Below are 11,669 nucleotides of genomic sequence, written 5' to 3'. Positions count from 1 at the left end.
GATGTCGGACGATCACCTCTTTGGAGCGGGGCGCAAACCTTTTGCCCCCTGGCTCGTGCAGCCGATGCTCAAAAATCGGGCTGCGTATACCAAGGTCGCCGTGGCGGCAGTGCTGATCAACATCTTCGGTATCGTGTCGTCAATTTTCACGATGACCGTCTACGACCGGGTCCTTCCGAATAACGCGATCGCCTCCCTGGTTGGGCTGTCGATCGGCATGGCGATCGTGATCGTCTTCGACCTGCTGCTGAGGACTTTGCGCGCCTATTTCGTGGACGTTGCGGGCGTCAACGTCGACCGGTCGATCGGCGAGAAAGCTTTTGAGCGACTTATCGCGATGCGCATGGCGTCGCGCAGAGGATCCACCGGTGCGCTCGCCGGCACCATGCGAGAGCTCGAGACATTAAGAGACTTCTTTGCGTCAGCATCGCTTGTCGCTCTCGTCGACGTGCCTTTCATCTTTTTAACGCTGGCGATTATCGCGCTGATCGGTGGCTGGATGGTTTTGATACCCCTGGCTGCGCTTCCAATCGTCATTCTGGCAGGGTTCTTAACATTCCCCGCCATGGACCGCCTGGCGACCGAGGCAATGAATCAGGGACTAACCAAACAAGGCGTCTTGGTTGAGACCATCGGGGGACTGGAAACGATCAAGGCCATCGGCGCTAGCAACCTTCTGAAAAAGCGATGGCTTGCTGCAATCGATAGTTTTTCTGTGATGGCAATCCGCCAGCGCTTGATCGCGACGATCAGCGTGAACCTCGCCAACGCTGCGACCACAATAGCCTATACTGGCTCAATCGTGCTCGGCGTATTTCTAATCGAAAGCCGTGACCTTACGGTCGGCGGCCTGATAGCATGTTCGCTGCTAGGGTCCCGCGCCATTGCTCCCCTGACTCAGATCGCTCAGCTACTTTCGCGACTTGCCGCGACACGGAGCGCTTATCGCACGCTGAGGCCCTTCATGGAGCAGGACAGCGAGCTCGACCGCACGGGCATGCTCCGACCGACGGCCCTGACGGGGCTGATCGAGTTCCGGAATGTGTCGTTCCGCTATCCGGGCGCTAAGGAAGATGCTCTTAATGGCATCAACCTCATCATACGTCCTGGCGAGAAGGTGGGCATTCTGGGACGGATTGGGTCCGGTAAGTCCACCCTCGCTCGGCTTGCGCTCGGCTTGTATGATCCGACCGACGGTATCGTCTTGCTTGATGGAACTGACATCCGCCAAATCGAGCCAGCTGTACTTAGGGCGCACGTCGGCGCCGTCTTGCAGGATAACGTGCTCATCTCCGGTTCCATTCGGGATAACATTCTGCTCGACCGCCCCAACCTCGATGACGAAGAAATGTTGCGAGTTGCGCGACTTACTGGAACGCATGACTTCATCGGCCGCATTGCTAACGGTTACGATCTGCAGATGGCAGATCGCGGTGAGAGTCTGTCGGGAGGGCAGCGTCAAAGCATCGCGCTTGCGCGAGCATTGGCCGGCTCGCCCGATATCCTGATTATGGATGAACCGACGAGCGGCATGGATCAGATGAGCGAACAGTTTCTGATGCAGCGCTTGGCTGGCGAATTTGGCCCACGCACCGTTGCGATCATTACCCATCGGGTATCTCTGCTGCGGTTGGTCGAGAGAGTGATCATCGTAGCCGATGGAAAGATTCAGCTCGATGGGCCGCGTGATCAAGTGCTGCGCCAAATCTCGCAACCTGCGGCGGCTGCCTGACATGAGCCTAGACCACAATACGAGCGAAGCTGCCCAGGATCGGGATTTTCCCAGCCAGCCCGTCGGTGACCAAAGCGGGTATATAAAACCCGCAAGCATGTCCAATTTGATGCTGTACGGTACGCTTGCGTTTATAGCACTTTTGATTGGTTGGGCCACTCTCACCCAGCTTGATCGAACGGTCTATGCGACCGGTAGGGTCGTGCCCACTGCCCAACTTCAGCTGATTTCTAACCTGGAGGGCGGTGTCGTCAGTGCGATTTTGACCCGTGCGGGCGAAACTGTCCGAGAGGGCGAGCCGCTAATTCAGCTTGATCCTACGGCTTCTGAGAGTGACTTCGCCGTCGGCGTGACTTCAATCGCGTCTCTCAGTGCTCGGATCGAACGCTTGCGGGCCGAGATCACTGGGCAGAGGCCAAACTTCTCATCGGCTCGTTCGCCGGCTGAGGCTCAACAGATAGAAATTGAACAAGCGCTCTACCGATCTCGTCAAGCTAATCTCTCAAGTATGCAGTCGGCGGCGAACTCTCGCATTACGCAGGCAGAACGCGGGGTAGCGGAGGCTCGGGCAAACTATGACGCTGCAGTGGCTGGACGAGATGGTGCTCGGCAGCAGGTCGCAATTCTTCGGCCTCTGGTGGCCAGCGGCGTCGAGCCTCGGCTGACGCTCATTCAAGCTGAGCGTCAGGCAGACATGGCCGCGAGCCAGGCGGTTGCCGCGCAGGCTTCAATCGCCCGGGCTTCCTCAGCGGTTGCTGAAGCTCATGCGGCGGCAGCGCAAATTCGACAAGATTGGCAGGCACAAGCAGCCGCTGAGCTCGCCGCTTCGCAAGCAGAGGCCGCGGGGCGGAAAGAGGCTCAACCGGCGCTTGCAAATCGCCTGGAGCGCACGATTGTGCGTGCCCCAATGACAGGCAGGGTTAATCGGGTGCTCGTCAACACTGTCGGTGGCACAGCTCGGCCGGGTGAACCCTTAGTTGAAATTGTGCCCTCGCGTTCTGGCTTGACGGTTGAAGCGAGAGTTTTGCCGCGGGACATCGCTTTCGTCCGGATTGGCCAGCGTTCGCTGATCAAGATAACTTCTTACAACTATTCGATCTACGGGGGGCTCGAGGGCAAAGTGATAAATATTTCGCCTGACTCAATTGTAGACGAGCAGTCCGGTGAGACCTATTATACGGTAAAGATTGGCACCCCCGAGAACTTTCTGCTCTCGCCAAGTGGCCAGCGGCTGCCGATTGGGCCTGGTATGTTAGCTGACGTGAATTTGATCGGGGATAAGCGGTCGGTCCTGAGCTATCTACTCACTCCCTTCACTCGGCTCTCGGAAAATGCGTTCCGGGAGTGACACATGAACGTCCTGCTAGTGCATCAGAATTTTCCAGGGCAATTCAAGCACCTTGCACCTGCCCTGGCAAGTCGAGGAAACAGAGTAGAGGCGCTCACCTTCAACCAAGCCGCCCCCCTGCCTGGTGTTCAAATCCATAGAGTAGTGCCGAAGCTTTCGACTGAAACTAAAAGTCCTTGGGCGCAGGATTTCGAAACCAAACTCATTCGAGGAGAAGCCGCCTTCAATGCGGCGATTGCCCTGCGAAAAAGTGGATTTCATCCCGACGCGATTGTGGGTCACATGGGTTGGGGAGACACCTTATTTCTCAAGGATGTCTGGCCCGCCGCGCGTCTCGGCGTATACTGCGAATTTTTCTATCGTGCCGAAGGTGGTGACACCGCCTTCGATCATGAATTTCAAGGTAACGATCGAGAACTTCCCTCCCGGATCCGGGTTAAACTGAAAACCCTTCCGCAACGCCTGCATTTTGCAATGGCTAATGCCGGAATCTCGCCGACGAGTTTCCAGGCAGATACTTATCCAGACGAGTTTCGGAAGAAAATCACGGTAATACATGACGGCGTCGACACCGATGACATCAAACCGCGTGCGGGGGCGTCCATCACGCTCGGTAGCGGCAGACGCTTTACTGCAGAAGATGAGATTGTGACCTTCGTAGCGCGCAACCTCGAGCCGTACCGCGGTTATCACATCTTCATGCGCTCGTTACCCGAGCTTCTTCGTCAAAGACCCAAGATGCATGTGTTTCTCGTTGGAGGGAACGGTGTTGGCTATGGGTCGGCGCCACCAAGGTCCAATTGGCGAGACCTTATTCTCGCGGAGGTCCGTGGAGCACTCGACCTATCGCGCGTCCATTTTGTCGGCACTCTAGACCATGATACGATGCTCGAACTCTTGTCGATTTCACGTGCTCACGTGTACTTGACCTACCCGTTCGTACTAAGCTGGAGCTTGATAGAGGCAATGGCTCTCGGCGCTCCGATCGTGGCCAGTTCCACTGCGCCTGTACGCGAGGTGATTGAGCATAATGAAGAGGGCCTCCTAGTGGACTTCTTCGACCGGCGGGGTCTGACCGAGCAAATTTGTCGCTTGCTCGACTCTGAAGATCTGCGCTCTCGTCTGGGCAAGGCCGCCCGCGCAAAAGTTGTCCGACAGTTCGATCTAAAGCGCGTGTGTCTGCCGCAGCAGATCGCTTGGACCGAGGCCTTGGTGGCCCAAGAGCCAATGCGTCCCCTTTTCGAGTGACTTCGCTTTTGAGATCTCCAAGACACAGCAGCGAGATCTGAACGGGCAGTTGCCGCAATGCCTTGGCGGATGACCAAAGCACCTCAGTAGGCGCAGTTTCGAGCACTGTGGAGAATACAAGACCACCGCGCTGCGAAAAGTGTCGAGACTGCTTTAGTGAAAGCCCATCCTGGATAGAATCCGCGCGTTGATTTGCCGCACGTCATAACGGCTCTCAGCCAACGCTCTACTTGCAACCCCCATGCTGGCGATCTGCGATGGATTGTTTAGGAATCGCCGCATTGCGCTTGCTAAAGCACTGGGATCGCGCACCGGCACAAGATAACCGTTTACGCCCTCCACAACAGTATCTTTGGCGCCTGGTGCCGCCGTTGTAATGACCGGGCGCCCCATGGCCATGGCCTCTTGTGTGCTGCGTGGTGAACCTTCGCGCCATGAAGGCAGAACAAAGACACTCGCGCGCTTGAGCTCTTCAGAAACGTCGTCGACATGGCCGCGCCACGTCAGAATGCCTTCCCTCTCCCACTGCTCGAGTTGGTCTCGCGCGACTGCGCCTGGATTGCTGTCGAGACCTCCCGCAAGTACGAAACGTGCCGTGGGCCAATCTTGCTTAATTTCTTTCGCCGCTCCGATAAACTCGTAGATTCCTTTTTCGCGAAGGGCGCGGGCAACCATTAGAAATGTAACTGGATCGCTCACTGGTGGCGCGAAGCGAAATTGGTCGAGATCGACACCAATTCCGTCTAGACGTACAGCAGTGTCTGAGCGGACTAACCTTTTATCAATAAAAAGTTGTTGATCTTCATCATTCAGAAAATAGACTGTGTGAGCGAATTTAATTGACCGGCTCAGAAGAAATGAAACGATACGTTGTAGTGTTTGACGTTTCCATGAAGCACCGTCGGCATCAGTAAACGCGTAACCAAGACCCTCTATCATTGCCTGGCGACAAGGCACTCTCACAATATTGGCCGCTAGCGTCCCATAGATAGCCGGCTTGATGAAGCATGCGAGGACAGTATCAACCCTCAACCCTCTCAAAATCCCGATTAATCGGATGAAGTTTATTGTTTCGCGAACAGGATTGAGCCCCGTTCGATGGAGGCCGTAGTCTACAGGAGTCCCGCCGATGGCTCTCAATCTCTCCCGCTCGTAGTGATCAAAGTCGGGAGCAAGACCGTAGACGGTCGCGCCTGTACTCACTAAGTCAGCGATGAGAGGTCCGCGAAAGTTGTTAAGGGCGAACGCGGCATTCATGATCACGGCCACGCGCCTAGGCGAGCGCGAAGTAGGAACCGCCGCAACGCCCAACTTTTTCTTCAAGAATCTTTCGGCGTTTGGCAATCCTCAAAGCCCGTCGGCAGCCCTGAGAATAGCCTGGCCATAAGGAGTCTTCGCAAACTTCTGCCCTTCCACTTTGGCTTGGTCTCGCGTTATGAAGCCCATCTGCAGGGCAATTTCTTCCAGGCACGCGATCTGGATGCCCTGCCGATGTTGCAATGTGCGAACAAATTCACTCGCTTCTAAAAGCGAGTCATGGGTCCCCGTGTCGAGCCAAGCGTAACCGCGGCCCATCTGCTCGACGTAGAGGTTGCCTGCTTCCAAGTACAGTCGGTTTAAATCCGTAATCTCCAATTCGCCGCGCGCCGACGGTTTAAGCGACCGGGCGTATTCGACGACCTTGTTGTCGTAAAAGTAGAGGCCGGTGACCGCGTGATTAGACTTCGGAACTTCCGGCTTTTCCTCCAGCGACAGCGCCCTTCCGTCCGCACCAAGCTCGACGACCCCGTACCGCTGCGGATCCTCTACATGGTAGGAGAACACCGTCGCTCCGCGCTCGCGCGAGACGGCGCTAGCAAGCAGATCACTCAAATTAGCACCGAAGAAGATGTTGTCACCCAAAACGAGCGCAACTCCGTCGTCCCCAATAAAATCAGCCCCGATGGTGAAGGCTTGGGCAAGCCCTTCCGGTCGAGGCTGCTCGGCGTACGACACGCGAAGACCAAACCCGCACCCGTCGCCGAACAGGCGCCGGTAGTTATCGAGGTACTCGGGAGAGGAGATAATCAGGATGTCGCGAATACCGGCGAGCATCAGTACTGACACTGGATAATAGATCATGGGCTTGTCGTAGACTGGAAGCAGCTGCTTGTTCACCGCGAGAGTCGCTGGATGCAGACGCGTTCCCGAGCCACCCGCCAGGACAATACCCTTCATGTTTTAACTCCGATCAATTCGTCTAAAATGTCGTTCAAAGCAATCTGCCAAGATCGCGGCACCATGCCGTAGTCGCGCTCGATCCGCTGCGTACTGAGGACCGAGTTCGCCGGGCGCCGAGCGGCCGTCGGGTAGTCTGTCGTGGAGATCGGCTCGACCGTCGCTGACGGCCCGCCGCGGCTCGCCGACTGGCGGAAGATCTCCGCGGCGAAGCCCGCCCAGCTGGTGCTCCCGGCGTTGCAGAAGTGAAATGTGCCGTCCGGCGCGTCGGGCTGGGTCGCCATGCGGGCGGCCACCGCCAGCACCGCCTCGGCGAGATCGGCGGCGGACGTCGGGCTGCCGATCTGGTCGTCGACCACCCGGACGCTGTCGTGCTCGGTCGCCAGGCGCAGCATCGTCTTCACGAAATTTTTGCCATGCGGCGACACCACCCATGCGGTGCGGACGATCGCATGGCGTACGCCGCCGGTGCGAACCGCAAGCTCGCCGCCCAGCTTGGAGGCGCCGTAGACACCGAGCGGACGGGTCGGGTCGTCGACCTGCCAGGCATCCCGGCCTTCCCCGCAGAAGACATAGTCGGTCGACACCTGGACCAGCGGAATACCGCGCGCGGCGCAACTGCGTGCCAAAGCGGCCGGCGCAAGCGCGTTGACCGCCCATGCGGTGATCATATCCTCCTCGGCTGCATCGACCGCGGTGTAGGCGCCGGCGTTGATGATCGCCGCCCAATCCTGCGAAGCGACCGCCTCTCCGATGGCGTCGGTGTCCGCCAGATCGAGCGCGTCACGGCCGAGCGCCACGACCTCGAAACCATCAGGCGCCACGCAGCGCTGAAGCTCTCGACCCAGCTGCCCGCCCGCACCGGTCACCAGGATCGGCCGGCCCAATGTCAGGCCGCCAGGCCGCGCCGGCGATCAGCCTGCCGCTCGGCCACAATCGGCCTCCACCAGCCCTCGTTGGCGAGGTACCATTCTACCGTCTTGCGGATTCCGCTCTCAAAGGATTCCTCTGGCGTCCAGCCAAGCTCGCCCTCGATTCGGCTGGCATCGATGGCGTAGCGCTTGTCGTGTCCCGGACGGTCGGCGACGAAGGTGATCTGATCGCGATAGGGCTTCCCGTCCGGGCGCGGGGTCAGCTCGTCGAGAATGCCACAGATGGTATTCACCACGTCGATGTTCTGCTTCTCGTTGTTGCCGCCCACATTGTAGGTGCGGCCGACCTCGCCCCGCTCGAAAACAGTCTGCAGCGCACGCACGTGATCGTCTACAAACAACCAGTCGCGGATCTGATCACCTTTCCCATAAACCGGCAGGTTCTCGCCCGCGAGCGCTTTAACGATCATCAGCGGGACCATCTTTTCGGGGAATTGATAAGGGCCATAATTGTTCGAGCAGTTGGTGATCAGGATGGGTAAACCATAAGTATGCCCCCACGCCGAGACGAGGTGGTCGGAGCCTGCCTTGGACGCCGAGTAGGGTGAGCGGGGATCATATGGTGTTTGTTCAGTGAAGAGGCCATCCTCTCCAAGTGAGCCAAACACTTCGTCGGTCGAGATATGGTGGAAGCGGAACGATTGGCGAGCCTCATCCTCCAGCGTCAGCCAGTACGACCGCGCTTCTGCCAGCATCACGTAGGTTCCGACGACATTAGTCTGAATAAACGCGCCCGGGCCGTCGATAGAGCGATCGACGTGGCTTTCTGCTGCCAGATGCGTGATGACATCCGGCCGAAACTCGCCAAGCGCCGCGCGAACTTCCTCCGCATCACAGATGTCCGCCTTAAGAAAGCGATATCGCTCGCTCGCGGATGCGTCACCCAGAGCAGTAAGGGTACCGGCGTAGGTCAGTTTGTCGAGATTCAGAATCTCGTGCTCAGTGGTTCCAATCAGATGCCTGATTAGGGCAGAGCCGATAAACCCGGCGCCGCCGGTTACTAGAATCCGCACTTTATAAAGTTCCTATCAGAGGTTGGACAGCGGTCGGCCATCATAGGGAAACGGGCTCTTGAACTCGGCCAAGAGCGGCTGCCGCTGGTCCTTGTCGGAGAGATGAACCTCCGCCTCTGGTTTTAGGGGCCACTCGATGCCGATCGCGGGATCGTTCCAGAAGATACCGCCGTCCGCTTGGGGAGCGTAGGTGTCGGAGCACTTGTAGACGACCTCGCAATCAGGCTCTAGCGTCATGAACGCGTGTGCGAAGCCAACCGGGATAAAAAGTTGGTGGCCGTTTTCTTGGGTTAGCTCGGCGCCGACCCAACCTCCGTAGGTGGGAGATCCGGCGCGAACATCCACAGCAACGTCGAATATACGTCCCTTGACGCATCGGACTAGCTTATCTTGAGCGTGGGGCGGAGCCTGGAAGTGCAAGCCCCGAACTGTGAATGGCAACTTCGACAGCGAATGATTGTCCTGCACGAAGCCGCATTCGATGCCCAGCACGGCGAAGCGGTCGCGATTATAAGTCTCAGCAAACCAGCCTCGGCCGTCCTGGTGCCGCTCGACGGTTAGCAATTGGACCGGTGAGTTAAACATAGCGCAGGCGTCCCTAGTGCCTTTGATTGTTGGCGGCAACGGGTAGGGCGCTAGAGGGCGGTTGTCGATCTTAGCTCCTTTCTGCCGATCACGTCGCCACGTTCCGCGTCACCAGGGAATAACAAGACTACAGTTGCTGAAGCACCTGAACTCCCGCTTCGGCGGGTTGTTGGTACAATCGCACTGCACCGCGCTCTTGATTAATATAGCGCAGGCGAGCCTAGCGATACGCTGGTCAGGAACGGGCAGGCAAACGTTCTTAACGGTGGGGGAGGGAGGGGCCGACACGCTGATCGGGCTGGCCGGCAACGACGCTTATCGTGTCTTCGGGAATGGGCGAAGTCGTGACTGAAGCCACGCAGGGCGGCAACGACACCATCTACATCAGCGGCCACTTCTATCTGACCGCCGGCAGTCGCTTGGATGAAGCATCGCCGCATAGCAGAACGGCTTGGCAGTGGGTGGGAAGCAGTCACTCCGTGATCATGCAAAAAGCCCCGCCGGTGAGGGCGGGGCCTTTCTGTAACGTCTACCGGTCAGCTGCCCTTACGGCGTCACCACCATGTCGGCCGGCGTGATGATCGTGCCGGGGGCGACCTGCGCAAACAGCACTGCTTCACCTGATCCGGAGCCATCGGCATCGTAGAACAGCTTGCCGGTGGCCTGATCGTAGACGATCCGCTGATCAGCGGTGGTCGCCTGGGTGCCGACGGTGAACGCCGTAGCGCTCAGTTCGCCAGTCGCCAGGTTGCCGAAGATCGAGGACGAGAGGGAGATCTGGTCCACGCCAGCTTCGAAGTCCTGGATCGTGTCGACGTTGTTCGCGCCAAGGGCCGTGGTGAACGCGAACGTGTCCGCGCCGCCCAGACCGATCAGCGTATCGGCACCGCCGCCGCCGTTGAGGACGTTGGCGCCCATGTTGCCGATCACCAGCTGGCTGAACTCGTTGCCGGTGAGATCGATCGCTGCCGTCTCAGCCACAGTCTGGGTCGAGAGAGCCTCGACCTCTACACCAGCGCCAAGAGTGTAGGACACCCGGGCATAGGCCACGTCATAGCCTTCGCCGGCGTTCTCGATGATCTGCGCTGCTGCATCACCGACCACGTAGGTGTCATTGCCCTGCAGGCCTATCAGCGTATCGACCCCGCCATTGCCGTTCAGCACGTTGTCGCCGAAGTTGCCGATGATCAGCTGGTCGTGGAAGTTGCCGATCAGGTTGATGTTGGTCGTGTCGGAGTGGGTCTGGGTCGACAGGCTCTCCACGAACGACCCGCCGTTGAGCGTGTAGCTCGATGCGGTGAACACCGTGTCGTAGCCGGCATTGGGGCCTTCGATGATCACGTCATCGATCGAGTTGACCAGGTACTGGTCATCCCCGTTGCCGCCAGCCAGGGTCTCGCCGCCGGCACTGGTGGCGTAGAGCACGTCGTTGCCAGGGCCAAAGGCATTGGTGACCGACGAACCATCATCGTTGACGATGGTGACCGTGCTGCTCGACAGCAGGTTGGTCCGCCCGGCGTTCGAGTAGAGGTTCACCGTGAAGGTCTCGTTAGGCTCGATCACCTGGTCGCCCACGATGGCAATGCTGACGAACGCCGTCGACTGACCAGCAGCAAAGTTCACGGTGGTGGTGCCGCCGTCATAGTCAGAACCAGCCGTAGCGGTGCCGGCAACTGCCTGCGTGTACAAGGTCGTTGCAAACTGGCTGTTCGCCGGATCGCGCGACACCTGAACCTGCACAACGCTGACCGGCGTGTTGCCTTCAACCACGCTCGCACCGGAGATGGTGAAGGTCGCATCGTCGTTGAGGATTGTGCCGGTTGCCGTGCCGGTGCCGATGGTGGCCCCATTGGTGGCGCCAGACAGGTTGACTTGGAAGCTTTCGTTGACCTCGTTGATTGTGTCGCCGTTCACCGTGACTGAGAAGGTCGCCGTGTTCTGGCCTGCGGCGAAGTTTATGGTCTGCGAGTTGGCTACGTAATCTGAGCCGGCGGTTGCAGAGACATTCGCAGTGCTTGCATCTACCGAGAACGCCGCATTGCCGCCCGTGCGGGTCAGCGTGAACACCATCTGCGAGGTACCGTTGTCGCCTTCGACTAGCTGGGTGTTGGCTATAGAGACAGATCCAGGGAAGAACCCATCCGATACTTCGTTGGAATTTAAGAGGAAGTTTCCCTGTGTATCGACGTATCCGTCTACAGCAATATAGTATTCAACGCCTGCCTCAGCTATAAAGCTTAATGCAGAGTCCAAACCGTCTCCGGAGTCATCGTCGGACGTGATGAGAGTATAAGAACCATCGCTTTCTTTCCTATACACATACAAATACGTATCATAGTCTGACCCGTTGGTATTCAGCGCGACCGTTTTGGTACTGGCTGAGCTGTACTTATACCAGACGTCTGAATTTGTCGCACCGATGGTGCTGCCGTTTTGTACGTTCTGCAACAGTGCTGCGTTCTCGATCTCGTCGTTTGGATAAGCCATAAATCCTCCTCATCTAGACTGCCAACTAAGCGGCTGCTCCGCGCGACTCGTTGTGTTATCTGTTGATGCCTAACTGCCTTAACGGCGCACGACTGACAATAAGGGGC

Annotated in this window: 9 protein-coding genes; 3 read left to right on the top strand and 6 right to left on the bottom strand. The window is 58.1% G+C overall.

Annotated features, from left to right (window positions below; all coding sequences use genetic code 11):
- Position 1 precedes the first annotated feature (1 nt).
- The 3 genes from C0V74_RS08195 to C0V74_RS08185 are packed head-to-tail and all read left to right on the top strand — an operon-like array spanning position 2 to position 4,328.
- Positions 2 to 1,732 carry a type I secretion system permease/ATPase gene (locus C0V74_RS08195; protein WP_143251353.1) on the top strand — a complete coding sequence of 577 codons (1,731 nt, stop codon included), beginning with the start codon at positions 2 to 4 and terminating at the stop codon, positions 1,730 to 1,732.
- Entirely contained in the window at positions 1,677 to 3,080 is a 1,404-nt protein-coding gene (locus tag C0V74_RS08190; RefSeq protein WP_246844805.1) for an HlyD family type I secretion periplasmic adaptor subunit, read from the top strand. Before C0V74_RS08195 ends, C0V74_RS08190 begins: the two co-directional genes overlap by 56 nt.
- A gap of 3 nt (positions 3,081 to 3,083) precedes the next feature.
- On the top strand, positions 3,084 to 4,328 hold the full coding sequence (locus C0V74_RS08185) for a glycosyltransferase (protein ID WP_143251351.1): 1,245 nt from the start codon (positions 3,084 to 3,086) through the stop codon (positions 4,326 to 4,328).
- A 153-nt stretch (positions 4,329 to 4,481) separates the two neighbouring features.
- Here the strand turns inward: C0V74_RS08185 and C0V74_RS08180 are convergent, their stop codons facing one another.
- The 6 genes from C0V74_RS08180 to C0V74_RS08155 all read right to left on the bottom strand — a co-directional run bounded on the left by C0V74_RS08180 (position 4,482) and on the right by C0V74_RS08155 (position 11,562).
- Positions 4,482 to 5,597: a glycosyltransferase family 4 protein gene (locus C0V74_RS08180; RefSeq protein ID WP_210413399.1), complete on the bottom strand. Its 1,116-nt coding sequence runs from the start codon at positions 5,595 to 5,597 to the stop codon at positions 4,482 to 4,484.
- Positions 5,598 to 5,675: 78 nt separating this feature from the next.
- A complete protein-coding gene (gene rfbA / locus C0V74_RS08175; protein WP_143251350.1) occupies positions 5,676 to 6,545 on the bottom strand; it encodes a glucose-1-phosphate thymidylyltransferase RfbA in 870 nt (289 codons plus the stop codon).
- On the bottom strand, positions 6,542 to 7,432 hold the full coding sequence (rfbD, locus tag C0V74_RS08170; protein WP_143251348.1) for a dTDP-4-dehydrorhamnose reductase: 891 nt from the start codon (positions 7,430 to 7,432) through the stop codon (positions 6,542 to 6,544). Before rfbD ends, rfbA begins: the two co-directional genes overlap by 4 nt.
- 2 nt (positions 7,433 to 7,434) lie before the next feature.
- Positions 7,435 to 8,490, bottom strand: a complete 1,056-nt coding sequence (rfbB, locus tag C0V74_RS08165; RefSeq protein ID WP_143251346.1) for a dTDP-glucose 4,6-dehydratase — start codon at positions 8,488 to 8,490, stop codon at positions 7,435 to 7,437.
- 15 nt (positions 8,491 to 8,505) lie between these two features.
- Positions 8,506 to 9,075 carry a dTDP-4-dehydrorhamnose 3,5-epimerase gene (rfbC, locus tag C0V74_RS08160; protein WP_143251344.1) on the bottom strand — a complete coding sequence of 190 codons (570 nt, stop codon included), beginning with the start codon at positions 9,073 to 9,075 and terminating at the stop codon, positions 8,506 to 8,508.
- A 546-nt stretch (positions 9,076 to 9,621) separates the two neighbouring features.
- On the bottom strand, positions 9,622 to 11,562 hold the full coding sequence (locus tag C0V74_RS08155) for a Calx-beta domain-containing protein (RefSeq protein ID WP_143251342.1): 1,941 nt from the start codon (positions 11,560 to 11,562) through the stop codon (positions 9,622 to 9,624).
- Positions 11,563 to 11,669: the final 107 nt, after the last annotated feature.

The sequence above is a fragment of the Altererythrobacter sp. TH136 genome, assembly GCF_007065885.1.
In the GTDB taxonomy this organism is placed as follows: Bacteria; Pseudomonadota; Alphaproteobacteria; order Sphingomonadales; family Sphingomonadaceae; genus Tsuneonella.
Note: the sequence above shows the minus strand (reverse complement) of the source record. Positions and strands in the feature narration are given on the sequence as shown.

Bases quoted from the DNA above. Each gene is read 5' to 3' on its own strand.
- C0V74_RS08195 (WP_143251353.1), top strand. From the start codon at position 2: ATGTCGGACGATCACCTCTTTGGAGCGGGGCGCAAACCTTTTGCCCCC.
- C0V74_RS08190 (WP_246844805.1), top strand. From the start codon at position 1,677: ATGGGCCGCGTGATCAAGTGCTGCGCCAAATCTCGCAACCTGCGGCGG.
- C0V74_RS08185 (WP_143251351.1), top strand. From the start codon at position 3,084: ATGAACGTCCTGCTAGTGCATCAGAATTTTCCAGGGCAATTCAAGCAC.
- rfbA (WP_143251350.1), bottom strand. From the start codon at position 6,545: ATGAAGGGTATTGTCCTGGCGGGTGGCTCGGGAACGCGTCTGCATCCA.
- rfbC (WP_143251344.1), bottom strand. From the start codon at position 9,075: ATGTTTAACTCACCGGTCCAATTGCTAACCGTCGAGCGGCACCAGGAC.
- C0V74_RS08155 (WP_143251342.1), bottom strand. From the start codon at position 11,562: ATGGCTTATCCAAACGACGAGATCGAGAACGCAGCACTGTTGCAGAAC.